Annotated in this window: 27 protein-coding genes; 4 read left to right on the top strand and 23 right to left on the bottom strand. The window is 66.4% G+C overall.

The window, feature by feature from the left end; all coding sequences use genetic code 11:
- Positions 1-4: 4 nt before the first annotated feature.
- Positions 5-1,546: an MFS transporter gene (locus VKF82_06225; GenBank protein HME81656.1), complete on the top strand. Its 1,542-nt coding sequence runs from the start codon at positions 5-7 to the stop codon at positions 1,544-1,546.
- Between the two features lie 2 nt (positions 1,547-1,548).
- Here the strand turns inward: VKF82_06225 and VKF82_06230 are convergent, their stop codons facing one another.
- The gene (locus VKF82_06230; GenBank protein HME81657.1) at positions 1,549-1,914 is read right to left on the bottom strand and encodes a VOC family protein; all 366 of its coding nucleotides are present in this window, start codon (positions 1,912-1,914) and stop codon (positions 1,549-1,551) included.
- Between the two features lie 275 nt (positions 1,915-2,189).
- Here VKF82_06230 and VKF82_06235 point away from each other — a divergent pair, with 275 nt between their 5' ends.
- Entirely contained in the window at positions 2,190-2,519 is a 330-nt protein-coding gene (locus tag VKF82_06235) for a zinc-ribbon domain containing protein (protein ID HME81658.1), read from the top strand.
- Between the two features lie 118 nt (positions 2,520-2,637).
- Here VKF82_06235 and VKF82_06240 read toward each other — a convergent pair whose 3' ends face one another.
- From VKF82_06240 to VKF82_06305, 14 genes are all read right to left on the bottom strand, one after another.
- Positions 2,638-3,144, bottom strand: a complete 507-nt coding sequence (locus VKF82_06240) for a DUF5602 domain-containing protein (GenBank protein ID HME81659.1) — start codon at positions 3,142-3,144, stop codon at positions 2,638-2,640.
- A 137-nt stretch (positions 3,145-3,281) separates the two neighbouring features.
- On the bottom strand, positions 3,282-4,073 hold the full coding sequence (locus VKF82_06245) for an acyl-CoA dehydratase activase (protein HME81660.1): 792 nt from the start codon (positions 4,071-4,073) through the stop codon (positions 3,282-3,284).
- A gap of 15 nt (positions 4,074-4,088) precedes the next feature.
- A complete protein-coding gene (locus VKF82_06250; protein HME81661.1) occupies positions 4,089-4,916 on the bottom strand; it encodes an acyl-CoA dehydratase activase in 828 nt (275 codons plus the stop codon).
- Positions 4,917-4,929: 13 nt separating this feature from the next.
- Complete coding sequence (locus tag VKF82_06255) at positions 4,930-6,210, bottom strand: 2-hydroxyacyl-CoA dehydratase family protein (protein ID HME81662.1); 1,281 nt, start codon at positions 6,208-6,210, stop codon at positions 4,930-4,932.
- Entirely contained in the window at positions 6,207-7,382 is a 1,176-nt protein-coding gene (locus tag VKF82_06260) for a 2-hydroxyacyl-CoA dehydratase (GenBank protein ID HME81663.1), read from the bottom strand. The genes VKF82_06255 and VKF82_06260 overlap by 4 nt, the downstream gene beginning before the upstream one ends.
- Before the next feature lie 11 nt (positions 7,383-7,393).
- Positions 7,394-8,422: a zinc-binding dehydrogenase gene (locus VKF82_06265; protein ID HME81664.1), complete on the bottom strand. Its 1,029-nt coding sequence runs from the start codon at positions 8,420-8,422 to the stop codon at positions 7,394-7,396.
- Positions 8,419-9,252, bottom strand: coding sequence for an enoyl-CoA hydratase/isomerase family protein (locus VKF82_06270; GenBank protein HME81665.1), 834 nt, complete (start codon positions 9,250-9,252; stop codon positions 8,419-8,421). The genes VKF82_06265 and VKF82_06270 overlap by 4 nt, the downstream gene beginning before the upstream one ends.
- On the bottom strand, positions 9,249-10,010 hold the full coding sequence (locus VKF82_06275) for an enoyl-CoA hydratase-related protein (GenBank protein HME81666.1): 762 nt from the start codon (positions 10,008-10,010) through the stop codon (positions 9,249-9,251). Before VKF82_06275 ends, VKF82_06270 begins: the two co-directional genes overlap by 4 nt.
- Positions 10,007-10,603: a TetR family transcriptional regulator gene (locus tag VKF82_06280; GenBank protein HME81667.1), complete on the bottom strand. Its 597-nt coding sequence runs from the start codon at positions 10,601-10,603 to the stop codon at positions 10,007-10,009. The genes VKF82_06275 and VKF82_06280 overlap by 4 nt, the downstream gene beginning before the upstream one ends.
- Positions 10,604-10,696: 93 nt before the next feature.
- Positions 10,697-11,344 (bottom strand): LuxR C-terminal-related transcriptional regulator, encoded by a 648-nt coding sequence (locus VKF82_06285; protein HME81668.1) that lies wholly within the window; start codon positions 11,342-11,344, stop codon positions 10,697-10,699.
- Between the two features lie 22 nt (positions 11,345-11,366).
- Complete coding sequence (locus VKF82_06290; protein HME81669.1) at positions 11,367-11,819, bottom strand: MaoC family dehydratase; 453 nt, start codon at positions 11,817-11,819, stop codon at positions 11,367-11,369.
- Between the two features lie 40 nt (positions 11,820-11,859).
- Positions 11,860-13,290: an alkaline phosphatase family protein gene (locus VKF82_06295; protein ID HME81670.1), complete on the bottom strand. Its 1,431-nt coding sequence runs from the start codon at positions 13,288-13,290 to the stop codon at positions 11,860-11,862.
- 97 nt (positions 13,291-13,387) lie between these two features.
- Positions 13,388-14,221, bottom strand: coding sequence for an alpha/beta hydrolase (locus VKF82_06300; protein ID HME81671.1), 834 nt, complete (start codon positions 14,219-14,221; stop codon positions 13,388-13,390).
- On the bottom strand, positions 14,221-15,090 hold the full coding sequence (locus VKF82_06305; GenBank protein HME81672.1) for an alpha/beta hydrolase: 870 nt from the start codon (positions 15,088-15,090) through the stop codon (positions 14,221-14,223). The genes VKF82_06300 and VKF82_06305 overlap by 1 nt, the downstream gene beginning before the upstream one ends.
- 57 nt (positions 15,091-15,147) lie before the next feature.
- On the opposite strand from VKF82_06305, the gene VKF82_06310 reads away from it, so the two are divergent.
- Positions 15,148-15,825, top strand: coding sequence for a zinc metallopeptidase (locus VKF82_06310; protein ID HME81673.1), 678 nt, complete (start codon positions 15,148-15,150; stop codon positions 15,823-15,825).
- Positions 15,826-15,924: 99 nt separating this feature from the next.
- On the top strand, positions 15,925-16,275 hold the full coding sequence (locus VKF82_06315) for an STAS domain-containing protein (GenBank protein HME81674.1): 351 nt from the start codon (positions 15,925-15,927) through the stop codon (positions 16,273-16,275).
- Here VKF82_06315 and VKF82_06320 read toward each other — a convergent pair.
- The 8 genes from VKF82_06320 to VKF82_06355 all read right to left on the bottom strand — a co-directional run bounded on the left by VKF82_06320 (position 16,272) and on the right by VKF82_06355 (position 26,974).
- Positions 16,272-17,072 (bottom strand): enoyl-CoA hydratase, encoded by an 801-nt coding sequence (locus VKF82_06320; protein ID HME81675.1) that lies wholly within the window; start codon positions 17,070-17,072, stop codon positions 16,272-16,274. The two genes, VKF82_06315 and VKF82_06320, sit on opposite strands and share 4 nt — an antisense overlap.
- A complete protein-coding gene (locus tag VKF82_06325; GenBank protein HME81676.1) occupies positions 17,072-18,760 on the bottom strand; it encodes an acyl--CoA ligase family protein in 1,689 nt (562 codons plus the stop codon). Before VKF82_06325 ends, VKF82_06320 begins: the two co-directional genes overlap by 1 nt.
- 28 nt (positions 18,761-18,788) lie before the next feature.
- Positions 18,789-20,387, bottom strand: a complete 1,599-nt coding sequence (locus VKF82_06330) for a hypothetical protein (protein HME81677.1) — start codon at positions 20,385-20,387, stop codon at positions 18,789-18,791.
- On the bottom strand, positions 20,384-21,160 hold the full coding sequence (locus tag VKF82_06335) for an ABC transporter ATP-binding protein (GenBank protein ID HME81678.1): 777 nt from the start codon (positions 21,158-21,160) through the stop codon (positions 20,384-20,386). The genes VKF82_06330 and VKF82_06335 overlap by 4 nt, the downstream gene beginning before the upstream one ends.
- 21 nt (positions 21,161-21,181) lie before the next feature.
- Entirely contained in the window at positions 21,182-22,354 is a 1,173-nt protein-coding gene (locus VKF82_06340; GenBank protein HME81679.1) for a CapA family protein, read from the bottom strand.
- Between the two features lie 141 nt (positions 22,355-22,495).
- Entirely contained in the window at positions 22,496-24,283 is a 1,788-nt protein-coding gene (locus VKF82_06345; protein HME81680.1) for a DUF885 domain-containing protein, read from the bottom strand.
- Positions 24,276-25,340 carry a low-specificity L-threonine aldolase gene (ltaE, locus tag VKF82_06350; GenBank protein HME81681.1) on the bottom strand — a complete coding sequence of 355 codons (1,065 nt, stop codon included), beginning with the start codon at positions 25,338-25,340 and terminating at the stop codon, positions 24,276-24,278. Before ltaE ends, VKF82_06345 begins: the two co-directional genes overlap by 8 nt.
- On the bottom strand, positions 25,328-26,974 hold the full coding sequence (locus VKF82_06355) for a peptide ABC transporter substrate-binding protein (GenBank protein HME81682.1): 1,647 nt from the start codon (positions 26,972-26,974) through the stop codon (positions 25,328-25,330). The genes ltaE and VKF82_06355 overlap by 13 nt, the downstream gene beginning before the upstream one ends.

Genomic DNA, 26,974 nt, shown 5'->3' on the forward strand with positions numbered 1-26,974 from the left:
GCGCATGGCTGACGCAGCCGTCGTCTATCCGCGCACGACGCGCATCCTCGTCCTCATCGCCACCATCCTCGGCTCGAGCATGGTCTTCATCGACGGGACGGTCGTCAACATCGCCCTGCCGGTCATACAGACCGCCCTGCATGCGAACGCCATCGACATGCAGTGGGTCGTGAACGCCTACACGCTGTTCCTGGCAGCGCTGATGCTCGTCGGCGGCTCGCTCGGCGATCATTTCGGACGCCGGCGCGTGTTCATCGTCGGCACGGTGATCTTCGCCGCCGCTTCGGCGTGGTGCGGGTTCGCCCCCGACGTCCATCATCTGATCATCGCGCGCGGCTTGCAGGGCATCGGCAGCGCGCTGCTCACGCCGGGAAGCCTGGCTATCATCAGCACGACGTTCGACGCCAAGACGCGCGGGCGCGCGATCGGCACGTGGTCGTCGTTCACCGCGCTGATGGCGACGATCGGACCGGCGCTCGGCGGAGCGATCGTGCAATACGCATCGTGGCGCTGGATCTTCTTCCTCAACATCCCGCTCGCGATCGCGGTCGTGGCGATCTCGGCGATCGGCGTGCCGGAAAGCCACGATAACGAGCGCGTCCATCATCTGGACTGGACGGGCTCGGCCCTGGCGACCATCGGCCTCGCCGGCCTCACCTACGGGCTGATCACCGCAGGCGGAGTAGGCTTCGGCGATCCGCAGGTGATCGTGTCGCTGATCCTTGGCGCGCTGGCGCTCGCCGCCTTTCTCGCCGTCGAAGCGCGCTCACCCGCCCCGATGATGCCGCTCAAGCTGTTCGCATCGCCGACGTTCTCCGGCGCGAACCTGCTCACGTTTTTGCTCTACGCAGCGTTGGCCGGCATACTCTTCTTCGTCCCCTTCGACCTCATCCAGGTGCAGCACTATCCGCCGACCGTGGCCGGGCTTTCGATGATACCGTTCGTCGTGCTCATGGTCGCGCTATCGCCATGGGCCGGCGGCTTGGTAGCGCGCTATGGTTCGAAACTGCCGCTGGTGATCGGCCCGGCGATCGCCACAGCCGGCTTCGCTTTGTTCGCGCTGCCCGGCATCGGCGGCAGCTATTGGACGACGTTCTTTCCGGCGTTCGTCGTTCTCGGACTCGGGATGGTCGTCACCGTCGCGCCGCTGACGACCACGGTGCTCGAATCGGTCGACCAAAGCGACGCCGGTCTCGCGTCTGCGATCAACAACGCCGTCTCGCGAGCGGCGGGCCTGTTCGCGGTCGCCGTGATGAGCTTAGTCGTCTTGTCGGTATTCAGCATGAAGCTCGACACGTCGCTCAACGCGTTGGCGATGCCGCCGCAACTGCGGGCCCACGTCGACGCGCACATGGCGGCGCAACGCACCAAGCTGGCCCAAGCGACTGCGCCCGCCGACGTCCCGGCGGATATACGCGACGAAGTGCAAGGCGCTGTAGCGCGCTCGTACGTCAGCGCGTTCCGGGTCGCGATGCTCCTCGGCGCGCTGCTCGCGTTGGCGAGCGCGATCGTGGCCGCGCTTTTCATCCCAGCAAGGCCGAACTAGCCCTAGGTCGCCTCGTCGGTCGGCTGCAGCATCCCGAACGGGTTGCCGTCCGTGTCGATGACGTAAGCAAGCCAGCCGATGCCGGGTACCATGTACTTGGCCCGCATGATCGTTCCGCCGGCCGCCTCGACCTTCGCGAGATAGCCATCGAGATCATCGACGGCGATCGTGTTGACCGTCGCGACGTTGGGTTGCATCCGAGGCACGATGCCGCCGTTGATGCCGGTATCGCCCTCGCCCGTGTCGACCAGCCAGTAGTCCAAAGGGCCATCCCACTTGGTTATCTTCCAACCGAACACGCCCGAATAGAACTTGGCGGCGCGAGCTGGCTCGTCGGCATTGATCTCGAAATGCACTGGTCTGGGCATATTAAGGCGTCCTTTCGGCTGTCATTTGCCGCATCGCGCAGGAGGGCGCGTCTCGTTCTTCGGCCCATCCGTGCCGCCCTGCGCCCCAGGGCCTTGAATGCGGGGCCCTATTTTGCTAAGATAAGCGTGGTTTTGGAAAGTCTAGGGGCTCTGCCAGGGCGTCGAATCAGGATAACTCCTCTTCGCGATCGTCAGAAACCGGACACCGAAACGTTCAACTACTGACGTGTGTGTTGTCAGAGTCTGACAATGCACCAAGGGGAGTTTCAACTCTAGTGTATACCGATCAACTCATCACCTGCGTCGACTGCGGGAATCAATTCACGTTCACCGCTGGCGAACAGGAGTTCTACGAACAAAAGGGGTTCCAGAACAAACCCAGCCGTTGCCCCGATTGCCGGCAGGCCCGCAAGGCCAGCCGCATGGGCGGCGGTGGCGGTGGCGGCGGCGGAAGCCGTGGCTACGGCGGCGGCGGCGGCCAGCGCGAGATGTTCAAAGCGACATGCTCGAGCTGCGGCGGAGTCGCAGAGGTTCCGTTCCAGCCCCGCGGCGACAAGCCGGTGTACTGCCGCGACTGCTTCCAAAAGCAGCGCTCGGCGTACTAACGGCGACGGTCGAATAAATTCGACCGCGACGGTCGAGTAAACTCGACCGCTACATAAGAAGAGGTCCGGCGTCACGCCGGGCCTCTTTCTTTGTCGGACCGTCCGCTAGCGCGAGCGGCTACAGCCAGATCGGCTTCTTGCCGGACGTGTTTCCGCAGTAGTACATGTGGACGTCGTGCTTCACGTACCACGCATGGATGTCGTAGTGCGGCACTTCATAGCCCGGATGGCCGTGCGGCTCGAACCAGATGTCGACGTGATCGATCTGATGGCCGGCCAACGGCACCAGGACCTCATTCCAACTCATCCCTTGCTCGAAGGCCGACTGCGGGATCATCACCTCGGTGAAGATGGGTTGGCCCTGGTACCAGCCATAGATCGGGCCGAACGGGAACTTGCCTGGGGCGGCGTAATGGAAGCCCATCGTAGGAATGCACCCGGACTTGGGTTCGACGTCCGCCGGCAATCCGGACGGCTGAGGACTGCCGGGTGTCATGATCATCTTGTAGACCGCTGGGGTCATGCCCGGCGGCAAGGGCGGCGTGGTCGCTGCCGTATCCGCTGCCGCAACCGAGGCAAAAAGCGCGACTGCGGCGCACCCGACGAAGATCCTTGAAAAAAACAAACGCATATTCTCTCCCGATATCATAGCGTGGCGTCTGACGTAAAAAAAAAGAGCCGGCCACAGACAAGGCCGGTCCGAAACGACCGTGAGAATATGCTTCGTCTCCGGGCGCTAGAGTCCCGTGTCAAGGGCGGCTCTCACGCCGCAGCCTTCTCGAGCCGCCGCTTGGCCAGCAGCGCCGCGCCGAGCGCATTGACGATCTCCGGCTGTTCGGGAACGTTCAGCTCCTGCCCGAGCGCCTCGACGAGCGCTTTCACCATGCCGCGCTGTCGAGCCATGCCGCCCACGAGCGTGATCTCGGCCTCGATCCCGACGCGCTTGAGCAGCGCGACCGCGCGCTCGGCCAGCGAATTGTGGATCCCACGCACGATGTCTTCAACCGAGCTCCCCTGGCTCACGTGGTTGATGATCTCCGATTCGGCGAGCACGGCGCAAATGCTCGAGATGGTGACTGGGTTGTCCCCCGCCAACCCCAACTCGCCGGCCTCCTCGAGATCGATCTCGAGGTAGCGCGCGGCACGCTCGACGAACCCGCCGGCCCCCGCTGCGCACTTGTCATTGGACTTGAACTCCTTCACGCGGCCGACCGGGTCAACATGGATGGCGCGAGTGCTCTGCGACCCGATATCGATGACGCCGCGCGTGCCCGGGAAGAGATGCGTCGCGCCGAACGCACCCGCTGAGATGTCGGTGACCTGCGTGTCGCGCTCCATGTAGCTCGCCCGGCCGAAGCCGGTGGTGATGACGTACTCGATGTCGCTGCGCGAGGCGCCCATGGCGTCGAGCGCCGCGCCGAGCGCACCCTCGACGAGATCCTCGAACGGCGGCCGCGTGCGCGCGATGTGCGATCCGCGCAGCGCGCCGTCGCGGCCGATCAGCGCCACCTTGGTAGCGCGCGCTCCGATGTCGATGCCGGCGATGTATCCCATGATCGCTCCTTCCGCTTACGCCGCGCCCGCTGCGCCGGCCACGCCGGGTACGGGCGCGACGGCGTTCGCCATCGCGCGCTCGAGCGCGAATGCGGCGGCGCCGATCGCGCCCATGAAGTGCGAATCGTCGCACACGTTGACGCGCGTGCCGAGCCGCTCTTCGAGCGCGCGCACCATGCCGATATTTAGCGACACGCCGCCGGTGAACGTGATCTCCGGCTCGAGACCCACGCGCCGGACGAGCGCGATGGTGCGCGCGGCGATCGCGCCGTGGATACCCCCGAGAATGTCGGGAACCTTCTTGCCCTGCGCGAGGTACGCCATGATGTCCGACTCGACGAACACCGTGCAGACGGTGGACAGGCGCACCGGATTGCGCGCCTGGAGCGACAGCTCGCCGATGGCGTCGAGCGGCTGATTGAGCGCCTCGGCCGCCGTCGCCAGAAAACGCCCGGTGCCGGCCGCGCACTTGTCGTTCATCACGAAGTCGAGCACCTCGCCGTCTTGCACCTTGATGCCCTTGGCGTCTTGTCCGCCCATGTCGATGACGGTGCGCGTGCCGGGGAACACCGAACACGCACCCTTGGCGTGACAGCTGATCTCGGTGATCTGCAGGTCGCCAAAGGTCACCTTGAAGCGCCCGTAGCCGGTGCCTGCAACGCACGCGACGTCCGCGCGCGACATCGAAACGGCCTCGAGCGCCTGCTCGAAGGCGCGCTCGGCCGCCCGCGTGACGTTGGAGCCGGTGTTGATGAGCGCGCGGGCCACGATCGCGTTGCCCTCGTCGACGATGACGCACTTGGTCTGCGTGGATCCGACGTCGACGCCTGCTGCGAAAGCCATGCTCTTCGTCCTCCTATGCCTGCGCGTGAGTGAGTTTGCGATGGGCGAGCGACTCGAAGAACGCGTCGATGCGGTTGCGCATCTGCGCCTCGGAGAAATAGCGCGGATCCTCAAGATCCGACTCGACGAGCAGCGTCGACACGCCGCGCTTCGTGAAATACTCGCGCATGTCGCCTTGGCCGGCGGAGAACAGGCGGCAGCTCTTCACCGAATGGATCACAAGCGCGTCCGCGTGCCACTCCTCGAGATAGCGTTCGATCTGGTCGTAGCGCTGCAAGAAATTGCGATTAGTGAGATTCCAGCGCAGCAGGTGCTCGGCGATGCTCTCGAGCGGCTTATCCGGATCATGGACGAATCCGAACTCCCAAAGGCCGCCGACCGTCGAATACGTGGACGCTACCGCGACGGCGTTCCAGCGCGAGAACATGTCGCGGAATTGTCGCAGGTACGGCCACGGCGGCGGCCCTTCGATGACGAAACGGACGTCCTCGCGCGCCAACGGCCCTTCGCCCGCGTCGGCCTTGGCCGCGTATTCCGCATACGCGGTCTCGAAGAACTCGACGCCGGCCGGCGTGCCGCGCAGGCAGTACAGCGGCGCCATCATCGTCACCGAATCGAAATAGGCGTCGTACGGCGACGGCGTGCGCTTGGTGAGGTGCTTGATCTTCGACCACAGCTCGCCGGTCTTCGACGACAGCGTGACCGCCTCGCGCAGCTTGTCCTCGTCGAGCCGGCGGCCGGTGATGCCTTCGCACACCTCGATCAGCTGGCGCAGTTGACGCATGACGTACGCGAAATCGTCGTTCGTCGGCCCGCCCGACTTGGTGCGGATGAACGGGACGTCGAGGTGGAACGCGGGCCGCTTGGTGTACTGGGCGAGGTGGTCGAACCAGTGCAGGTAGACGTTGCAGCCGACGTAGTTGCATAGCAGCAGATCCGGTTCTGGAATCGTCGCGAACGGCGTCTTGCGTCCGGAGAAGTACAAACCGATGTCGGCTTTGACGTACGCGCAATTGTCGGTGGAGTAGCCCATGCCTTCGGCCGCCTGGATGTGTCCGAGCGATTGCTTCTTGACCGCCAGCTGCAGCGCGTTGACCTCCGGATACACGGGCAGGATATCGAACGCGCGCAGCAACTCCACCGGATTGCCGCCGATGAGCAGGTAGGCGGCCTTCTTCCCATGCCCTTCGGACGATTCCGTGAGCTCGCGGTAGTACTGCGCCATCAGCTCCTTTTGGAGATGGTGCAAGCGGCCTTGGTATTCGGCGGTCACGGCCACGGCTGACTCCTTCATGCGAACAGCAGCGATTCTACGAACGTCTCGATCTCGCTCTTGATCTTGTCGAACAGCCACATCTTCTCTTCGAACTCGAGAAAGACGTGGGGCAGATGCGCTTCTTGCAGCGCTTTGCGATACAGCGCGTAATCGAACAACGCGGGCTCGCAGAACTTGGCGGTGAGCACGACGACCGCATCGGCCCGTTGCGCGCGCGCTCTCTCGACCAGCCGTTCCGCCTTCGAATGGCCCAAGTCGTGCTTGACGCTCGAGTCGACGCTGCGCCGGACGTAGGCGTCGGCCAACCGCACGAGCGGCTGATCGCAGTCGGCGCCGACGTCCTCGGTGAAGAAGCGCCGTCCGAGGAGGAAATCGTCGTCCACGATATAGCAGCCTGCGCTTTCGATGGAAGCGATGAGATCGAGCGGCGGCTGCTCGCAGAATGATCCGATGAGGACCACGCGGGCACGATCCTTCGGTTTGCCGCCGCGCTGCGCTACTTGTGCGAGCGCCTCGTCGAGCACGCCGAGGTGGACGTCGGGGGGCACGCCGTGCCCATAGCGCACGAGCGCGTAGAGCTCTCGCGTCGAGAGCAGGTGGGGCCGCTCGCTCCGCAGCGCGTACAGCGCGCGGATGCGCGCCCGTATCGCGTCGTACAGCTCGATGCTCGCGCGCAGATCGTCGGCGGACGGGGGCCGGCCGGTCAGTTCGCCGGCCCAGAGCGCGATGCGTGCGTATTCTGCCGCGAGATAGTCCACGGCGTCGGGCGCGCCGATGCGCTGCGGGAAATGGATGTATTCGATCTTGGTGTCCGGGAAATTGCGCTGATAGACGCTCGCGAGGTTGCGCGCGGGATCGCAGATCGAATGGAAGACCAGCCCGTCGAAATCGTCGAGCTTGCCGGTCATGCCGAGCTCGAGCGTGCTCTTGACGATCGAGCAGATGAACGACTGGAAGCGCGAATCCGCATGCGCGATCTCAAGCCGGTTGCCGCCGCCAACAAGGCCGACCGGCAGCGCTCCGGCCGCGTGGAAAATCTCCAGCGGAGAGTAGACCGGGAAGCAGCCGGCCAGCGCGCGCCCCTCCGACGCGCGTTTCCACGCCTTGGCCTCGGCGAAATCGAGCGATTCGATCGACTCGACGCAGCGATCGACGATCTGGTCGAAAGACGATTCGAGCTGCAGCGCCATGTCCGTCTCTCCTACGCCGTCGGGATCACGATGTTGCGCAGGCCGCGGCCGCTGCGCAGCTCGTCAAGGCCGGCATTGATGTCGTCGAGGCTGAAGCGCCCGGTGACCAGCGGTTCTACCGCGATGACGCCGCGCCGCGCCATGTCGATCACGCGCGGATAGTCCACCGGCCGGCAGCCCAGCGAACCGCGCACGTCCATCTCGTTGAACATGATCTTGGCGGCGGCGAGCGTGAGCTCGCGCTCCGAGTACCCGACGACGACCAGACGCCCGCCGCGCCGCAAGCTGTCGAACGCAGCGCGCATGGTCTGGGGGTTGCCGATCGCCTCGAACGCCACGTCGGCGCCGCCGCCGGTCTCGCGCTTGACCGCTTTTGCGACCGAGTCGGTCTTCGAAGCGTCGATGACCGCGGTTGCGCCGAAGCGCAGCGCCCGCTCGAGCCGCTCGGCCTGCAGGTCCACGGCCCAGACCTGCGCGCCGACGGCGGCCGCGATCTGCACGACGTTGACTCCGACGCCGCCACAGCCGAAGACCACCACACGCTGTCCGGCCTGCACCTCGCCGCGATTGACCACCGCGTGGTATGGCGTGGACACCGCGTCGGCGATGAGGCACGCCTCTTGGAGCGGCAGGTCTTCGGGCAGCGGCAGCGGATCCTTCGCGGGCACGCGCACGTACTCGGCATAAGCGCCGTCGATATGATTGCCGGGCATGATGCCACGCTCGCAGATGTTCTCGCGGCCGCGCCGGCAAGCGTCGCATGCGCCGCAGGTGAGCAGCGCGGGGATGAGCACGCGGTCGCCTTCGTGCCAGCGCTCAGCGCCAGCCCCGACCAGCGCGACCGTCCCCGATGCCTCGTGGCCCAGTACCAGCGGGGGCTTCTGGAACGTCGGCACGTCGTGATCGATGTAATGCAGATCGGTGTGGCACAGGCCGCACGCGGCGACCTTCACGGTGATCTCGCCGTGGCCGGGCTGCGGTATCGGTCGCTCCTCTAATGCGAGCGGCCGATGCGCGCCGTGGAAGACCGCGGCCTTCATCGCGCTCTCTGGCGGCGCACGGCGGCGTAGTCCGGCGCGCGCTTCTCGACGAACGCTTTCATGCCTTCGGCGGTCTCGGAATGGCCGAAGTGCAGCGCGAGCCATTCGCGCGCGTGGCCGATCGTCGCATACCACGCCTGATCCTTCCAATAGTTGACTTGGCACTGCGTGTAGCTGAGGCAGCCCGGGAACTTGGCCAGCAGTTCGTCGCAGAAGTCGCGCACGGCGGCATCGAGCTGATCGAACGGCACCACACGGTTGACGAGGCCCCACTCGAACGCTTGCTGTGCGCTGATCGGGCGGCACAGATACAGCATCTCGCGCGCACGGCGATCGCCCACCATGATGGGCAGCCACTGCGTGGCGCCGCCCGCGGCGACGCTGCCGACCCGCGCGCCGACCTGGCGGATGGTCACATGATCGGCGGCGATCGCGAGGTCGCACGCCATGTTCATCTCGTTGCCGCCGCCGACCGCCATCCCGTTGAGCCGCGCGATGGTCGGCTTGCCCATGGTGCGCAACGAGTCGAGGCAGTCCTGAAACAGCACCATGTACTTCCAGAAGTCCTCGGGCTTGCGCAGGTAGCGCGCTTCGTACTCTTTGACGTCGCCGCCGGTGCAAAATGCGGTGCGGCCGGCGCCCGTGAGCACGACGACGCCGACTTCGTCATCCCACATCGCCGTGCGCAGCGCCTCATGGAGATGGCGCAGCGTTTCGGTCGTATAGGCGTTGTACGCCTCGGGGCGGTTGAGCGTGATCGTCGCGACGCGGTCTTCGACGGCGTAGAGGACGTCGGCGGTCGCAGCCGATGGTTCGGCGACCTGTGTCATGGAGCAACCTCCTGAGCGGGCAGTACCCGCCCGAATTCGGGCTTGCGCCGTTCGAGGAACGCGTTGATGCCCTCGGCGGCGTCGGGCGTCGGTACTAGGTCCTGGATGTAGATGTGCACGGCTTCCTCGACGTTGCCCGCGCGGATCGCGCGCTTGCAGCAGCGCAGCGCGTCGGCTGATAGCGACAGCAGCGACTGGCACAAGTCGCTCGCGGCTGCGTCGAGCCGCTCCGCCGGCACCGCTTCGCGCACGATCCCCCACAGCTCCGCGGTAGCGGCGTCGATGGTGCGACCGGTCAGGATGAGATCGGCGGCACGCCGGCTGCCGATCGCCTGCGCGAGCAGACCGCACGCGATCGGCGGCAGGGCGGCAAGCGTGATCTCCGGCAGCGAGAACTTCGCGCGGTGCGAGCAGATGGCGAGATCGCACAACAGCACAAGCTCCAACCCGCCGCCGATCGCCGGTGCGCCGATCTTGGCGACCGTGACAGGCGACGCTGCGAGGAACGCGACGCAGAGTCTGTCGACGGCCTCTAGCATGGCGGGCGCGCGATCGGGCAGGTGGTCGGCGACCTCCATACCCGCGCAGAACGCGCGGTCGCTCTCGGCGTGGAGCAGGACGACCGCGCAGTCATCGAGCTCGCAGATCACCTGCTCGAGATGCCGGACGTCTGCCGTGTCGAGCACGTTGAGGGCGCCGGCGCGCAGCGTGATGCGGCCCAGCCGGCCGTCGCGATTGACGACGATGCGATCGCTCATGCCACGACCTCCGTTGCCTGGGGCGGCGTGATGCCGCGCAGATACAACTCGCACATCTGGTCCGCGATCGCGGCGGCCTCTGCGGCATCGCCGCCGTGCTGCCACATCGGCGTCCAGTTCATCATGCCGAAGAGCGCGCCGGTCGCTACGCGGCTTGATACGGGGGATGGCTGCGATCGGGCGACCGACATGACGAGTTCGGTCGCGCGCGCGAAGTAGCGCCGGCGCCGCTCCTGGATCGCGCTGCGCGCCTGACCTTCGAGCGCATCCATGTCGTAGAGCAAGACGCGAAACGCCCCCGGGTGCGCCACGACGAAGCGCAGATGGCCGCGCATGAACGCCCGCAGCTTCGCATCGGGCGCCGCCGCGCCGGCGACAGCGCGATCGAGGGAGTCGAACAGCGCGCCGAACGCGCGCTCGCAGACCAGCTCGAGCGCGTGCTGTTTGCTCGGTAGATAATAGTAAAGACCGGCGATGCTCATGCCGGCGGCGCCCGCGATGTCCCGCATGCTCGCCCCGTCATATCCCTTGCCGGCGAACACCGCTTCCGCGGCATCCAGCGCGGTGAGCAGCCGCTGGTCGAAACTCGCCATCCCCCTCGCGCCTCCGTTTTCGTTCGAGCGTTCGTTCGAACTTTACCGTACGCGATACGGGGTTATGTCACAAGGGGCGGATGGATGGATTGCCTAGTGCAGATGCACCAGGCCGCTCTTGAGCGCCAGCACGACCGCCTCGACGCGCGTGTGGACGCCGAGCTTGGGCAAGATGTTCTGCACGTGATTGCGCACCGTGCTGCGCGAGAGGCTGAGCCTGGCGGCGATGTCGTCGGTCCCGATGCCGGCCGCGAGCAGTCGCAGCACCTCGACCTCGCGCGGCGTGAGCGCCCGGTTGATCTGCGCCAGCGCCGCTTCGTCGACGCTCCGCTCCGGCGCGGCCTCCGTCAGGCGCCGCGCGACCTCCGCGGCGACCCCGGCTAGACGCTTGGCCGACACGCTTTCGCTGAGCACGTGCACGGCGAGCTGGTGCTCGTCTTCTTCGATCGTCACCGTTGTGACGTCAAGCCACACCTCGGACCCGTCGGGCCGGCGCGCGACCATCTCGAAGCGCCGCGGCGCATTGCCTTGACGGCACAGCGCCATGACCGCGCAATCGGGACCGCACAGCGGCGCGCCTGCGGGCGTCAGACCGTGCATGACCTCGTGGCAGTGCTTGCCGACCGCTTCAGCGGCGCTGCGGCCGAGCAGGCGCTCCGCAGGCTCATTCCAGGACACGACAAGGCCGGCGTCGTCGATGACGACGGTCGCCTCGAGGCTGGCGCCGAGTTTCACGGGCATGAGCGCCTAGGCGGCTCCTCTTTCACAGATAGTGGAGCACCAGCATTTCGGCGACGCATGCCGGTTTCACTTCGCCCTCGCGTTCGAGCGTGGCGTGAAGCCGCACGCGCAGGCCGCCCGGCATGTCCGCGGCCTCCTTGACGGTGAATGTCGCTCGCAGGCGCGATGGGATCAATACCGGCGCGGGAAAGCGAACCCGCTCGAGTCCGTAGATCACCGCAGATGTGAAGCCGTCGACGGATGCGACGGAGTGCCAGAACTGCGGGATGAGGGAAAGCGTGAGCAAACCGTGCGCGACCGTGGTGCCGAACTTGCTCGCGGCGGCGCGTTGCCGGTCGACGTGGATCCACTGCATGTCGCCGGTCGATTGGGCGAAGGCATCCACGCGCTGCTGATCCACGACGAACCATTCGCTCGGCGCGAACGGACGGCCGATCAACTCCTTGAACCCCGCGATGCCGCGAATCGTCGTCACGGCGCTTCGTCCGCGACGGATGGCGCTTCTTCCTGTGGGACTATCGGGAAGCCGGACCGGGCGTCGGGTTCACCGGCAGGAGCAGCGGCGGGCGCGGCGGCTGATCGAAATCGAATTCGGAGAGCAGGTTGCCGAGCTGCACCGCGTTCTCGCGCACGTCGGGGCGCGGATCGGGCCGGCCGTCGGTGCGCGGATCGATGCGCGCCGCGTTCAAAAAATCGTCTTCGATGAACTTCAGGTAGGCGTCGAAACTGAGCGTTTGGTGGTCTACATAGCCCTTGCGCGCGTACGGGCTGATGAGCATCGCAGGAACCCGAAGGCCATAGCCGTTCTCGTCCACCTGCGGCGGCACGACGTGATCGTAGAATCCGCCCCAATCATCCCATGCGAGGAAGATCGCCGTGCTGTTCCAATCGGGGCTTTTCATCACGGCGTTGATCACGCCGGTGACGTAGCTCTGCCCGGTGCTGACCAGCGCCGGCGGATGTTCGCTCACCGTGCCGTTGGGCACGACCCACGATACGGCCGGGAGCGAGCCGCTCTTGGCGGCGGCGAAGAAATTCGAGATGTCCTGGATCTGTCCGAGCTCGCCGTCCTGTTTGACGGTCTCGAACCACGGCAGCGGATTCCAGATCTGCGGCACGCCGCGCGTCTGCGGCTGCGGCGCGCAATACATCTGATCGTCTTCGCAGTCGGGCTGCGTGCCCTGAGCGAGATAGTAGGCCCACGAGACGTGGTTCTTGTGCAGCAGATATGTGAGATCGGTCCACGCATAATCCGGCTGGTCGCCGTGCGCCAGACGCTGGGGGTTCTGCAGCTCGTTGACGCAGCTCATCGGATCGGGTGAGGCGCAGCGCGCCGACCATCCCGACACCATGAAAAGATGTTCCGGCAGACTCCAGGAGGCGTTGGGCTCGAACATGCGGTCCTGCAAGACGTAGGCCTGCGCGTAGCGCCAATAGTTCGGGATCTCGCGCGCGTCGTGGTAGCCCATCGCATCGGGGTGATCGCCCGCGCCGCAGCGCGGATCGAACGCACCGGCGCAGTGGCGCTTGCCGCCTTTGGCCTGCTCGGCGATGAACCCGTCCATCTTGCCGCCGTCGATGTCGGCGACGGCGCTGCTCGCGCCGTGCGGTCCGCCGGCATTGCGATCGCTCGCGTCGTGGAAGGGCTGCACGCAGCCGCCGCTCGGCGCCGGTACGCAGACGGCGAAGCCGCCGCCGCTCGTGCGCGGCAAACCATCAGCGCCCGGATAGGTGCCGAAGTAGGTGTCGTATGAGCGGTTCTCTTGCATGATGATGACGACGTGTTTGATCTTATGGATGTCGCCGGGCGCCGCGCCCGCGGTGTTGGCGCTCGTCGCCGTGCCGGCGGCCAACCCGACCGACAGGAGCAACGCGAAATAGATGGCCGTCAGGACGCCTTTCCAGCGGAACCACGAATAATTGAGTTGGGTGACCAACAGCAGCATCTCCCCTTTGTTGTACTCGCAAAGCCCCTGCAGCCGGGTTAAACGGCCATGAGAGGGCCCTGACGCAAGGGTGAGATTTGCCCTGGAGCGGTCGGATCTATTCGACCGTCTTCCCGAGGACGAAGCGCTCGATCTGCCCCATCGTCGCATCGCCGGGGCGTGCCAAGGCCTCGATCATATCCCAGTGGCCGCGGCCGGCCGGCTGCAGGTATTGCACCGCGTCGCCTGCCGCTTTGAGCTGCTCGTACAGCTGCCGCGAGATCGCTTCCGGCGCCATGTCGTCGTTCGCGCCATGGATGACCAGCGAGGGCGGCTCCGTGCCGCGCAATTTGGGCTTCACGTCAAAGCGCGCCCACTGCGAACGATCGGATCCAAAGGCAGGGTCGTAGATGCCTTGGTACTGCGGCGCCAAGGTCGTCACGTCGCTCGACGGGTTGATGCCCACCGCGCCGAGAGCGATCACGCCGGCGACACTGGAGCGCGACGCCAGGCCGTCGACGAGCGCGAACCAGGCGAGTTGCGCGCCTGCTGAATGCCCGATCAGGAACGTGCGCGCTGGATCGTACCGCGCCTGCGGCGCATGCGTGCGCAACCACGCGAGCGCATCGGCGAGCTTGCCGGCCTGTCCGGCCGCCGGCGTCTGCGGCGCGAGCGGATAGTTGAGAATCGCGGCCGCGATGCCGCAGCGCGCGAACGCCTCGCCGAGGTTGACATAGTCGCTCTTATCGCCGCCGACCCAGGCGCCGCCGTGGATGTACACGACGATCGGTGCGCGCGAAGCGCCGTGCGGGAGATAGAGATCCAGCGCTTCGGACTCGCTATCGGCGCCGTAGGAGTGGGTGGACGCATCGACCGCATACGGTGCGGACGGGCAGGGCGAGGGCTCGCCGCCCGCGCCCATCATCGCGGCCAGCGCCAGCCACGGCAGCATCACGGACCGCTGACGAAGTTCATCAGCGCGCCGAACACGGGATCCAGCGGGTCCTGCACCATGCTGACGAGCACGCCCCGGTAGTCTCTGCCGTCCGGCTGCAGGAAGATCACTCTGTCGTGCGCGTCCTTGAGCTCCTGCACGAACGCAGTGGAGTACGCGGGGCTCGCGATGCTATCGTCCACGCCGTGCACCACCAGAAAACGAGGTTCGCTGCCCTTCATGAACTGCGAGCAGTCGTAATCTTTCCAGCCCGCCGGATCGTCGCCGAACGCCGCGGCATACGCACGCATGCGGCCCGGATCGGCCTGCACGGCCGATGCGTCCTGCGACGGATCGTAGGCCTCGCCGTCGACCGCGATGACGCCGGCGATCGCGCCGGGCGGCATGCCGGCGCCGACCGCAAGCTTTGCGTCGAGCGCGGCCAATGCCGCAAGTTCCGCGCCGGACCCGTGGCCCATGAGAAACAGCTTCGTGCGCGCGTAGCGTTTCGCCGCCGCGTTGTCGAGCGCCCATTTGACCGCTTTGTCGAGGTCCGCCGCCTGCGCGTCTGCGTGTGCCGGCGGCGCGAGCGGGTAGTCGAGCGCGGCGAACGCGACGCCGCATCCCGCGAAGCGCTCGCCGAGCTCGCGGTATTGCGCCTTGTCGCCGCGCGTCCAATCGCCGCCGTGCGCGAAGAGGATGATCGGCTCTCCTGAGGTCGCGGCGGGCAGGTAGAGGTCGAGCGCTTCGAACGTCGCATCCGAGCCGTAGACCGCCGTCGATATCTGCACGGTCCTTGGAGGATCGGGGCAAGCGCTCGCAGGCGCGGGCACCGCCAGTACCAACGCCCAGACCGCGAGACACGCGCCGACGGCGATGTGCTTCATAGCCCTATTGTAGAGCGGTAGGCGCGGTACGGCAAGCGCGCGAAGTGCGCGAGAACCATGTTCTACTTCGATCCGGCCTATCTGATCTACGCGATCCCGCCGCTGCTCTTCGGCATGTGGGCGCAATGGCGCGTGTCGAGCACATTCAAGCGCTACGCGCGCGTGCCCACTTCGAGCGGCATCAACGGCGCGCAGACGGCCGAGCTGCTCATGGAGCGGACGGGCCACCGTTTCGGCGTGGTGCAGATCCCCGGCATGCTTACCGACTACTACGATCCGAGCCGCAAGGCCATGTGCCTGTCGCAAAGCTCGGCGCAGAACTCGGTGGCTTCGGTTGCGGTCGTGGCCCACGAGTTCGGCCACGCGATCCAAGACGTCGAAGGCTACGCGCCCATGAAGATGCGCAGCGCAATCGTGCCCGCCGTGAAAGTGGGCTCGTGGGTGGGGCCGCTGCTTTTCATGGCCGGCCTTATCCTGTCGGTCACGCAACTCGCCTGGGCCGGCATCATCTTGTTCAGCGCCACCGCGGTGTTCGCGATCGTGACACTGCCCGTCGAGCTCAACGCCAGCAGCCGGGCGCTGCAGATGCTGCAGACCAACGGCGTCCTCTCCGCCCAGGAGATGCCGGGCGCCCAGGCCGTGCTCAGCGCGGCCGCGCTGACCTACCTGGCCGCCATCGCGCAGTCGGTCATGCAGCTGCTCTACTACGTGAGCTTGATGGGACGGCGCCGCTAGCACGGAGGCGATTCTCCGTACAGCGCCCTCGCCAAGGTCCGTGAAACCACCGATTCGGGACAACCCCCCGCTACCGTACGATGGTGGCGAAGGAGGGCTATGCCCATGTTACGCTACCCATCGATCACCGTCACCCCGTTCGTCGAGCCGTTCGACGGGGGCGCGGCCTCGCTCGTGCGCCACGAGTTCCGCCATCACATCAAGTACGGCAGACGGCTGCACGTCATCGACTTGGACCAGCTCGATGCGGCCAGCTCGGCCGTGTTCCGCTCGCTGATCATTGCGCTGCGCACCGCGCGCGAAGCCGGCGGCGATGTCAAGGTCGTCACCAGCCGGCCGGGCATGCGCCGCGCGCTTGCGCTGACCGGACTCGCGCGGGTGTTCAGAGTGCACGCCTCGGTGCGCGATGCCGTGATCGCGTTTCGCGAGCAGCCGCGCCTGGCAAGTTAGGGGTGTCTGCGCGGCCAGCGCGCCTTGCGCTTTTGCAAGAACGCGGTGATGCCTTCGTGCGCGTCGGCCATGAGCGCGTTGAACGTCATGACCTCTTTGGTGTAGTTGTACGCCTTGCGCTCGGGCATGTCGATCTGCCGGTAGAACGCTTCCTTGCCCAAGGCGATGACGTTGGGGCTGACGGATGCGATCGCAAGGCCGAACTCACGTACCGCAGCTTCAAGCTGCGCCGCGGGCACGGCTTTGTTGATCAGGCCGGCGCGCACCGCTGCCGCCGCGGGGATCGGCTCGCCCGTCAACAGCATCTCCATCGCCTTCTTGCGGCCTATGGCGCGCGTGACCGGTACCATCGGCGTCGAGCAGAACAGTCCGATCTTCACGCCGGGCGTCGCGAACCATGCGCTGTCCGCGGCGACGGCGAGATCGCAGGCCGCCACGAGCTGGCAGCCGGCGGCGGTCGCCGGTCCCTGCACCTGTGCGATCACCGGCTGCGGGATCTCGTGCAACGTCTCCATGAGTTCGACGCACAGGTCGAAGATGCGCTTGTACTCGATCACCGTGCGATTGATCAGCTCGCGCAGATCGTGGCCGGAAGAGAAGATGGTCCCGGACGACTTGAGCACCACGACTGCGACGTCGGGATTCTTGCCGACCTCGCGCAGCGCCGTGATCATCGCGTTCATCACGCCCTCGGACAGGGCGTTGCGCTTGGCGGGCCGGTTGAGCGTGATGTAGGCGAACGGAACGTCCAGCTCGAGCAGGACCTCCGCCGTCGGTTTGGTGAGCATGGTGGCCATTAGTTGATCCGCTTCTCCCGTCCAGCCCACTCCTGGTCGCGCAGCTTGAACTTCTGCACTTTGCCGGTGGACGTCTTCGGCAGCGGGCCGAACTCCACCGTCTTGGGCGCTTTGAAGTGCGCGATCTTGTCGCGGCAAAACGCGATGATGTCCTGCGCGCTCGCGGTCGCGCCGGGTTTGAGGGTGACGAACGCCTTGGGCACCTCGCCCCATTTCTCGTCCGGCACGCCGATGACGGCCGCTTCCAACACGGCGGGGTGCGCATAGACGACGCGCTCGACCTCGATGGTCGAGATGTTCTCGCCGCCGCTGATGATGATGTCCTTGGCGCGATCGCGCAGTTCGATATATCCGTCGGGGTGCATCACGCCGAGGTCGCCGGAGTGGAACCAGCCGCCGCGAAAGGCTTTTTCGGTCGCGGCCGGATCGTTGAAGTACCCCTTCATGACGTTGTTGCCGCGCATCACGACCTCGCCCATGGTCGTGCCGTCGGCCGGCACGTCGTGCATCTCGTCATCCACGACGCGCAGCTCCGGCGCGTGGATGAAGCCGACTCCTTGGCGCGCTTTGAGGCGCGAGCGCTCCTCGGGCGTTTTGTCATTCCATTTGATCTGCCACTCGCTCACCGTGTGCGGTCCATATGTCTCCGTCAGTCCGTACGCATGCGTGAGGACGGCGCCCATCGATTCGATGCGCGCGATCACCGTCGGCGGCGGCGGCGCGCCGGCGGTCAGGATGCGCAGCGGCCGCGGGAACCGATAATCTTTCGTCGGCGCCTCGTTCGCGATCATGACCAAGACCGTCGGCGCGCCGCATAGATGCGTGACGCGCTCGCGCTCGATCAGGTCGAAGATCGCCTTGGGTTCGACTCGCGGCAGCGCGATGTGCGTGGCGCCCGCGGCGGTGACGCCCCACGTGTAGCACCAGCCGTTGCAATGGAACATCGGCAGCGTCCAGAGATACACGCTGTCGCCTGTCAAGCCCGAGTGATAGACCTCGCCCAACGCGTTCAGATACGCGCCGCGATGCGTGTACATCACGCCCTTGGGGCGCCCGGTCGTGCCGCTCGTATAGTTGATCGAGATCGGGTCTTCTTCATCGGCGATGGCGAGATTGAACGGCTCGGGGCTACCGCTCGCGATGAAATCCTCGTATGTAGCGGTCGAATTTGTTCGACCGTCCGTCCTCGGTCGAGCAAACTCGGCCGCTCCGTCGGGCTCGTGGCCGACCCAGATCGTGTGCTCGAGGTCGGATGCCGCCAGTCCAGGCGCGATGAGATGGGCGAAGTCCGGATGTGCGATGATCGCTTTGGCTCCGCAATGCGCCAGGATGTAGCCGATCTCGTCGGCGCTCAGACGGATGTTGATGGCGACGAGGACCGCGCCGATCTGCGGCACGCCGAAATGCGCTTCGAGCGCCTCGTCCGAATTATACGCGAGCAGCGCGACCCGGTCGCCCTTTTCGATGCCGGTCGCGCGCAGCGCGCTCGCGAGCCGGTACGTGCGCGCCCCGAGCTGCTCGTAGGTGAGGCGGCGCGAGCCGTCGACCATCGCGGTCTTGTCGCCATAGACGTGGACGCTGCGCTCGATGAACGACAACGGCGAAAGCAACGACTTGTTGACGGGCAGGCCCGCCCATTGGTCGCGCGACCACAGCTTTTGAAACGTCGGCCGGTCGAGTTCGATCATGACACCCTCTTCGCGCGCACGCGCCCTCCTAGATTTCGAGGCCGGCGATGTTGCGCACTGCCTCGTGGGAGGTGCGAACAGCGATCCAGCCGACGACCAGACCGCACCACACCAGACCGAGTAGCACGGCAGCCATGCCGTTCCACGCGCCGTGCAGGCCCACGCGCGTCGCCGCCAAGAACGAGCCGCACAGCGCCAGGACCAGCAAGCCGTTGAGGAAGGGCAGGATCATGCGCACACCGCGGTTGATGGCGTTGGGGTTCTCCCAATCAAATGACGGATAGCGCGTATCGAACTCGACGCCGTAGCAGATCGCCGCGGCGGACATGAGCAGCGCGAAGATGACCAGCGCGCCGGTCTGCAGGACGCCCAGCTGATAGCCCGCGCCCAGCAGGATGGCGGCGATCGTCGTGATGAGCCCGGTCTGCGCGTACGCGCTGATGATCTTAGCGGTGAAGAGCTGGCGCGGCGTGAGCGGCGAGCTGAGCAGAAGCCAGATAGACTTGTGCTCGAGGGACAGCGCGGTCATGCCGGGATTGAGGCTGTCAAGCACGGCCACGAAGCCGATCTGCAGCATGGCGAGCTGGATGGTGAGCGGCAGGATGGGGCTTTGCACTTGATGGCCGACGAGCAGGTAGCCGATGAAGCCCAGCGACGCGATATGGTTGAACCACAGCTGCGGCGAGCGCAGCACGATGCTGATGTCCTTCCAGACGATCGCGGCGATCGGGCTGAGCGTCGGCGGAACGCCGGATTTCATCGCGGTGACGCGCTTGCCCGCCGCGGCGCGGCTCCATCCCTCGACGAAGCCCGCTGACACGACCGCAAGTCCGATCGGGCAGGCGACGAACGTCACCATCGCGATCAGACCGAGCCACGCCATCGCATGGCCGGCATCGCCCGCGCCTGAGTACGCGAGCAGCTGGCCCATCCACGTGCTCGGCAGCCACGACGGTGCGCTCGGCAGATGCAGTGAGTTGATGTCGCCGTCCATGTGCGCGAAGCGCGCGAAGTTGAGCAGCCAGAACCCGGTCGGCACGGCGGCGCCGATCACCCACAGCATCTCCTTGGCGACGCGCGGCGGGATGACGCGCAGCGCCACGATGGTGATGGTCGCCAAGCCGGCGTACAAGATGGCGGGGAAGAACGCCAGGCCGGCGATCGCCGCTGCATAGGCCCACAAGGGCGCAGCCATGCCCAACAGATAGCCGAGCACGAACGGCAGCAGGAACACGGCGACATAGACTTCGTTCTGCGCGACGCCGAGGATGAACTTGGCGACGATCAGACTGCTCGCGCGCAGCGGCATGACGAGCAGGATCGGCATGTCGGATGACAGGTACATGTCGTTGAGCGCCTGTCCGAACGCGATGAAGAGATCGGTGAACAGATACACCAAGAACGCCCACGCCGCGATGCTCACGAGCAGGCCGGTCGCATGCGCGGCGACGAGCGCGCGCACGCCGAGATACGTGCCGCCGAAGATCATGAGCACCAACGCGGTCGAGGCGACGGTCGCCACCACGTAGAGCGTCCGGCTGGTCCAGTCGCGGCGCGACGCGAGAATGCGGAAGCGGATCAGGTCGCACGTGAGCACCCACGTCTGGGCGAGCGCGCCGCGGTTCATGCGCGCGCCGGTTCGCGGAAGATGTCGGCGATGCGGCGGTCCTCGAAACCGCCCGTGAGGTGCAAGAACACCTCTTCGAGCGTGTCGCGGCCGCGCAGTTCGCGCAGCTGCGCGACCGTGCCGAGCGCCGCGATCCGGCCGTGATCGATGATAGCCACTCGGTCGCACAGGCTTTCGGCGATCTCCATGATGTGCGTGGACATCATGACCGCGCCGCCCGCGCGGGTCAGTGCGCGCACGATGTCTTTGAGCAGCCGCGCGCTCTTGGGATCCAAGCCGACCGTGGGCTCGTCGAGGAAATAGATCTTCGGCTCGTGGAGCAGCGCGGCGCACAGCGCCACCTTTTGGCGCATGCCATGCGAGAAGCTCTCGAGCAGCCCGCCGGCGTCGGCGTCCAGCTCGAACAGCGCGAGCAGTTCGCGAATGCGCGCCTGCTTGTGCGCCGTCTTCATCTCGTAGATGTCGCCGATGAAGTTGAGGAATTCCACGGCTGTGAGCTTGGGGTAAAGCGCCGGCTCGTCGGGCACGTAGCCGAAGAGCCGCTTGGCCTCGACCGGGTGCGTGGTGATGTCGAAGCCGCCCACCGTGGCCCGTCCGGACGTCGGGCGCAGCAGCCCCGTCAGGATCTTGATCGTGGTGGTCTTGCCCGCGCCGTTGGGCCCCAAAAATCCGAAGATCTCGCCCGGCGCGACGGCAAAGGAGATGCCGTCAACGGCGGTGGCCTCGCCGAAGCGCTTGGTCAGGCGATCGACGACCACCAGCGGGGGAAGCATACTATTTGGTTATCGTCAGGTCTATTGCGGGGGTCCATGCGCGGCGGCCTGCGGAGCGCCTGGAGGGGGTCCGGGCCGCGAGACCAGGGTCCGCGGAGCGGGGCTGGCCGGCGGGGTGGCTTGGACCACCCCGGCCAGCAGCTGCTGGATCAGGGTCGCGTCGGCCCCAGCGGCCGGCACGGGCACGCCCCCTTTGAGCACGACGGGGATGGCGTGCCACGAAGCGACCGTCGGACCGCGCAGCGTGATCTGCAGGATCGCGCTATGCGTCTGGATGCCCGGCTGGGTGTCGAATACGAAGTTGCCCAGCGAATAGGCGATGAGCCCGCCATGATAGTCCTCTACGGGGCCGAGGACGTGCGGGTGGGCGCCGAGGACCAGCGTCGCCCCTGCGTCGATGGCCGCGTGGGCCAGGCGCACATGATCGGCGGACGGAGGTCCGAGCAGTTCGGTTCCCCAGTGCTCGTAGACGATCACGACGTCGGCGCGTCCGCGCGCATGGCGGATCACCTGGGCGAGAAGCTTGAGATACGAGGCATCGACTTCGCCGGTCAACGGATCGCGGCCGGGTGCGACCCCGGGCGTCGTACGGCCCGCGCCGTAGCCGCGCGGGATGACCTCCGAGATGCCCAGCAGCGCGACGCGCGTCCCCCGGCGTTCGAAATACGCAGGCTGCCAGGCGAGCGCAGCGTCGTCGCCTGCGCCCGCGGTCTCGATGCCGCTGGCGTGCAGCGCTGCGAGCGTGTCGTCGAGGGCGTCGGCGCCGTAATCGAGGATATGGTTATTGGCCAGGGTCATGGCGGCAAAACCCGCGTCGGCAAGCCCAGGGGCCGCGGCCGGGGTCCCGCGCAGTACGAACTCCTTGCGCGCCTTGAGATCCTTCTTCGACTTCGATTTCGTTGGCGTGCCGCGGTCGGAGAGCGGGCACTCGAGGTTGCCGACCGTCGCGTCCGCGCGCGCGAGAATCGTGCGCACGCCCGAGAAGGGCGCATCGGTGCCATCGGACTGCACGAGCGTGCTGACACGCCAGCCGAGCATGACGTCGCCGACCGCATCGATAGTGATCGGCTGCGGTGTGGCCGCCGGCCTCTGAGCCGACGCGGCCGCGCGACCGGTCTGCGCGGCGGACAGCGCCGGCCCGGCCGGCGGGATCGTCGTCAATGCGATCGCGAGCGCCGTCCAAAGCAATGGCATGCGGCGATAGGTTCTTCGAAATGGCTGAGCGGCTCCCGCAGGGCGAACGGGGAACCGCTCACCTAATACTACGTAGAGAGGGCCAAATCCGATGAATCGGACCGCAGCGAGGAACCGGAGGCGACGACGCGCCTTCGACGTTTACAGCAGAGCGCCGGTGTCCCCCGCGCCGAGCAAGAACTTGCGCAGGAAGTAGATCGGCGGATCGCCGTGCGAGAGCACCTCATCGTGGAACTGGTTCAGGTGATACGCGCTCCCTTGCTTGGTCTGGTAATCCGCGCGCAGTTTGAGCAGCATGAGCTTGCCCAGCGTGTAGTAGCCGTAGAGCGGATCGACCGTGCCGCGCACGGCCTCGCGGTATGATGGCTCTTTGCCCATGAACGCGTTGGCCTCGAAAAACGCCGTGGCCTGCGCGACGGTCATGCCCTGCGTGTGCTCTTCGATGCCGACGATGTAGCGGCAGTCGCGCTGCAAGGCCAACGAGAGCTGCATCAGACGGTACCGGGGATCTCCATTGCCTAGCCCTTCGTCCACCATCATCTGCTCGTCATAGTGCGCCCAGCCTTCGCCGAAGGCGTTGTTCCATTCGACCTTGCGCACCAGGCTTAGGTCATGTTCTTTATTGAAGAGATAATTCGTGTAGTGGCCCGGGTAGGTCTCGTGCGCAGAGATCACGAGCAGGCTGGGCTGGTTGTAGAACTCCAGATGCTGCTCGGCTTCCGCGTGCGTCCAGTTCGGATCGACGAGCGTCACGTTGTAGTAGGCCTCGGTCGCCTTGGTCTCGAGCGGACCGGGCGAGTTCATGGACGCGAATGATGTCTGAGCCTGGAACTGCGGTGTCGGCCGCGCTTTGGCGATCGGCGCGGGCGGCAGGTCGATGATGTCCTTGAGCTTGATGAACGAGACGAGGCCGTTGAGATCGCCTTGCGCGGCTGCGATCAATTGGCCGTTGCCGGGATGATCGAGCCGTATCTGCGCCAGCACTTGCTGCGGCGTCTTCGACGGGCTGATCGAATGCGCGGTCGCCAGAAACGCCGCCTTGTTCTTGGCCAGATCCGCCTGGCCGATCTGCAGCAGGTGCGCCAGCGGGATGTCGGCGACGTTCTGCCAGCGCTCGAGCTCGGCGTAGTCCGCGGCACCGATGGCGAACGTGCCGCCGGCGTGCGGCACGACGTCCGCTTTCAAGAACGCCGCGTAGCCGTTGAGCGCCTTGATGGCGGCGGCGTTCGCCGCGGCGAACTGCGCTCGCAGTGCGTTGTCTTGGACGCCGGCGAACGCGGCGGGGACGTCATGCGAGAAGAAATCAATGGCGCCTGCGGCGTCCAGCGTCTGCGTCGTCGCCACGATCGGGGCGACGCGCGCCGGCTCGAGATTCTTCTCGCCCTGCGCCAACATCGCAGGGATCTGCTTCTCGCGGGCGACGACGAGCGTGAGCCGCTGTGCGAGCGGCGCGAAGTTGCGCGACATGATGCCGTAGACGCCGTCCGCCGCGATGTCCGAGTAGTAGCTGGGCTGCTCGCGCCACGTCGGGCGCTGTTCGTCCCAGAAAAGCGTCTGCTGGATCGACTCCTCGAGCATCTGTTGATCCGTCTGTCCGTCCAGAGACAGTTTCGAGGAGTCGAGGCGCTGCAGCTTGTCAAGCGTCGCGTGCAGGCTCGCGTCATAGGCGCCGATGCTGGCCGGTGTGAAGGTCCCGAGCTGCGCGTCGTATTGATGCACGCCGGTGTCGGTCGCGGTGCCGGGGCTGAACTTCCATTCGCCCTTGTAGTAGGCGTCGGCGATCACCGCGATCGCGGCGTCGCCGGGCGCCGGGACCGGCGTTTCGAGCGGCGGCGACGGCGGCGGGCTCTGTGCGTCGTCGCCGAGCGCGTAAAGCGGCGCGCACAACGCGATCGCCGCCGTAAATGCGAAGATGAAGCGTCTAGACATGCACGGCTCCCTTCCGCCGTTCCTGCGCCGCGGCGGTCATGATCCTGGCAGCGCGCACGACCTGATCGCGCGAAACGTCGAGATGGGTCACGGCGCGAAAGCGTCCGCGCCCTAGGTGATTGGCCAGCACGCCGGCGTCGCGCCAGTCGCGGAGCAGCGCCGCCGGATCGATGGGAGATGCCGCGGGCAGGGCGAACATGATGATGTTCGTCGCGAACGCGTCGGGATCGGCGTCGAATTCTCCGCCGGTGGCGAGCGCCGCCGCGAACGCCTTCGCGTTGGCGTGGTCCTCGTGCAGGCGTTTCGGACCCTCGCGCAACGCGATGAGGGCCGGTGCCGCGATCACGCCCGCCTGGCGCCAGCCGCCGCCCGCCATTTTGCGTACTCGTCGCGCTCGTTCGACAAAGGCGCGGCTGCCGGCGACGGCCGAGCCGACCGGCGCGCCCAGCCCCTTCGAAAAACAGATGGTGACCGAGTCCACGCTTCTCGTGAGGGCGCTTGCGGGCACGCCCAGCGCCACCGCGGCGTTGAACAGGCGCGCGCCGTCGACATGGACGGGGAACCCATGGCGGTGCGCGACGGCGGCCAGCGCCTCGGTGCGCGCCACGCTGAGCGGCCGGCCGCCGCCGCGATTGTGGGTGTTCTCGAGGCACAGCAATGCGGTACGCGGGAAATGGATGTCGGTTCCGCGCACCGCGCGTTCGACCTCGTCGGGTTCCAGCTCGCCGCCGTGATTGGGGATCGGCCGCAGCTGGATGCCGCCGAACGCGGCAGCGCTGCCGGATTCGTACAAGTAATGATGCGCTTCGTCGCCGACGATCGCTTCCTCGCCACGCGCGCAGTGCGCCAGCACGCAGACCAGATTGCCCATCGTGCCGCTCGCCACGAACAGGGCGGCCTCTTTGCCCAACACGGCCGCGGTCTCGCGCTCGAGCTGCGCGACGGTCGGGTCATCACCGTACACGTCGTCGCCGACTTCCGCCGCGACCATCGCCGCGCGCATCGCCGCCGTTGGCTTGGTGACCGTATCGCTGCGCAGGTCGATCAGTTGGTCCATTCCCATGAATTCCAGAAGGTCGTGACCGCGGGCGCCGGCTCGTAGCCGTGCACGGATTTCGCCACCGCGTCGTTGCGCCGCGTCCACCATAAGAAGTCGACCGGCATATCCGTCGCCAGCAGGTCTTGGATCCGCTGGTAGGCTGCTTTGCGCGTCGCCGTGTCGTAATGCGTGAGCGCGTCGCGTTCGGCCGCGTCGATGCGCGGGTCGCAGATGAACGAGTGGTTGAATCCGCCGCGCTGATCGCACGCCCAGAGCGCGATGTCGTCGGGGTCGACGCCGCCGATCCAGCCCTCATAGGCGATGTCGAACTTGCCTTGCGACAAGATGCCGCCCGCGTTCTTGTCGGCGTAATAGATGCTGTGCGCGATGCCCTTGACCGACAGGTCCACGCCGGCCGCGCGCAGCTGTTGCTGAAGGATGGCGCCGAGGCGCTCGCCATCGCTTGCCTCGCGATCGAACACGTAGACCAGCTCAAGCGGTTTGCCGTTCTTGGTGCGCACGCCGTCGGCGCCCAGCGTCCAGCCCGCGGCGTCGAAAAGCGCGGCGGCGCCCTTGGGATCGTACACCGGCGCGGGCACGTGCGGATCGTAGGTGTACAGATAAGATGGCTGGTCGCCGACCGCCGGATCGGCCGCGCTGTGCATAACGTTGCGGATGATGTACTGCTTGTCGATCGCCATCGCGAGCGCGCGCCGCACGCGCACGTCGTCGAGCGGGGGATGCGTGGTGTTGAACGTCAGATAGTAGAACTCGTTGAACGGCGTCCGATGCAGCGTGGCGCGGGGAATCGCCGCCAGCTCGGGCAACTGGTTGACCTGCGCATCCGAGTAGACGTCCGCTTCGCCCGTGCGCATCATGATGGTGCGCGTGTTCGAGTCGGGGATGATCAGATAGTCGATCTCTTTGAGCTTCGGCGGGCCCCGCCAGTAGTGGGGATTCGCGACCAGCGTGATGCCGATCTGCGGCTGATACGAGGCGACCATGAACGGCCCGGTGCCGACCGGCTTGTTGTTGTACGCCGCGTGATTGATGTCGGGAAGATCTTTGAGCAGATGTTCTGGCAGCACGGGCATCGCCGCGAGGCTCGGCGCGAAGAACGTGGCGATCGCCGGCGCGTACGGCCGCTTGAGCACGACGACGAGCGTGTGGTCGTCGGGCGCGCTCATGGATTCGATCTGATCCCAGCCCGTGCGGCTGACGACATTGTTGGCCGGATTCATGATCGCGTGCCAGGTGAAGATCGCGTCGTCAGCGGTGAACGGCACGCCGTCGTGCCAGAGGACGCCCTTGCGCAGGTGATAGGTGATGGTCCGACCGTCCGCGCTGATGCCGCCGTTCGTGGTCGTGGGGATCTCGGTGGCGAGATCCGGCACCAGCCGGCCTTTGTCGTTCACGAGGAAGAACCAGCCGCCCCAGAACATCGCCGCGTCGCTCGAGGCGGCGGACGCGGACAGCTCCGGCACCAGCGAGTCCAGCGTGCCCGCGCCCACGATGCGCACGACCCCTGGGTGTGACGGCGCCTGTGCAGCAGGCTGCGTGCTCGTCTGTACCTTCGAGCAGCCGGCGAACGCAAGACACAGCGCGAGCGCGGCGAGCGCGCTGCAAGAGCGCGCTACGACATCCTTAGGCAA

This window comes from Candidatus Eremiobacteraceae bacterium (genome assembly GCA_035314825.1).
In the GTDB taxonomy this organism is placed as follows: domain Bacteria; phylum Vulcanimicrobiota; class Vulcanimicrobiia; order Eremiobacterales; family Eremiobacteraceae; genus JAFAHD01.

Bases quoted from the DNA above. Each gene is read 5' to 3' on its own strand.
- VKF82_06225 (HME81656.1), top strand. From the start codon at position 5: ATGGCTGACGCAGCCGTCGTCTATCCGCGCACGACGCGCATCCTCGTC.
- VKF82_06230 (HME81657.1), bottom strand. From the start codon at position 1,914: ATGCCCAGACCAGTGCATTTCGAGATCAATGCCGACGAGCCAGCTCGC.
- VKF82_06245 (HME81660.1), bottom strand. From the start codon at position 4,073: ATGGGATACATCGCCGGCATCGACATCGGAGCGCGCGCTACCAAGGTG.
- VKF82_06250 (HME81661.1), bottom strand. From the start codon at position 4,916: ATGGCTTTCGCAGCAGGCGTCGACGTCGGATCCACGCAGACCAAGTGC.
- VKF82_06255 (HME81662.1), bottom strand. From the start codon at position 6,210: ATGAAGGAGTCAGCCGTGGCCGTGACCGCCGAATACCAAGGCCGCTTG.
- VKF82_06260 (HME81663.1), bottom strand. From the start codon at position 7,382: ATGGCGCTGCAGCTCGAATCGTCTTTCGACCAGATCGTCGATCGCTGC.
- VKF82_06265 (HME81664.1), bottom strand. From the start codon at position 8,422: ATGAAGGCCGCGGTCTTCCACGGCGCGCATCGGCCGCTCGCATTAGAG.
- VKF82_06270 (HME81665.1), bottom strand. From the start codon at position 9,252: ATGACACAGGTCGCCGAACCATCGGCTGCGACCGCCGACGTCCTCTAC.
- VKF82_06275 (HME81666.1), bottom strand. From the start codon at position 10,010: ATGAGCGATCGCATCGTCGTCAATCGCGACGGCCGGCTGGGCCGCATC.
- VKF82_06280 (HME81667.1), bottom strand. From the start codon at position 10,603: ATGGCGAGTTTCGACCAGCGGCTGCTCACCGCGCTGGATGCCGCGGAA.
- VKF82_06285 (HME81668.1), bottom strand. From the start codon at position 11,344: ATGCCCGTGAAACTCGGCGCCAGCCTCGAGGCGACCGTCGTCATCGAC.
- VKF82_06295 (HME81670.1), bottom strand. From the start codon at position 13,290: ATGCTGCTGTTGGTCACCCAACTCAATTATTCGTGGTTCCGCTGGAAA.
- VKF82_06300 (HME81671.1), bottom strand. From the start codon at position 14,221: ATGCTGCCGTGGCTGGCGCTGGCCGCGATGATGGGCGCGGGCGGCGAG.
- VKF82_06305 (HME81672.1), bottom strand. From the start codon at position 15,090: ATGAAGCACATCGCCGTCGGCGCGTGTCTCGCGGTCTGGGCGTTGGTA.
- VKF82_06310 (HME81673.1), top strand. From the start codon at position 15,148: ATGTTCTACTTCGATCCGGCCTATCTGATCTACGCGATCCCGCCGCTG.
- VKF82_06315 (HME81674.1), top strand. From the start codon at position 15,925: ATGCCCATGTTACGCTACCCATCGATCACCGTCACCCCGTTCGTCGAG.
- VKF82_06320 (HME81675.1), bottom strand. From the start codon at position 17,072: ATGGCCACCATGCTCACCAAACCGACGGCGGAGGTCCTGCTCGAGCTG.
- VKF82_06325 (HME81676.1), bottom strand. From the start codon at position 18,760: ATGATCGAACTCGACCGGCCGACGTTTCAAAAGCTGTGGTCGCGCGAC.
- VKF82_06330 (HME81677.1), bottom strand. From the start codon at position 20,387: ATGAACCGCGGCGCGCTCGCCCAGACGTGGGTGCTCACGTGCGACCTG.
- VKF82_06335 (HME81678.1), bottom strand. From the start codon at position 21,160: ATGCTTCCCCCGCTGGTGGTCGTCGATCGCCTGACCAAGCGCTTCGGC.
- VKF82_06340 (HME81679.1), bottom strand. From the start codon at position 22,354: ATGCCATTGCTTTGGACGGCGCTCGCGATCGCATTGACGACGATCCCG.
- VKF82_06345 (HME81680.1), bottom strand. From the start codon at position 24,283: ATGTCTAGACGCTTCATCTTCGCATTTACGGCGGCGATCGCGTTGTGC.
- ltaE (HME81681.1), bottom strand. From the start codon at position 25,340: ATGGACCAACTGATCGACCTGCGCAGCGATACGGTCACCAAGCCAACG.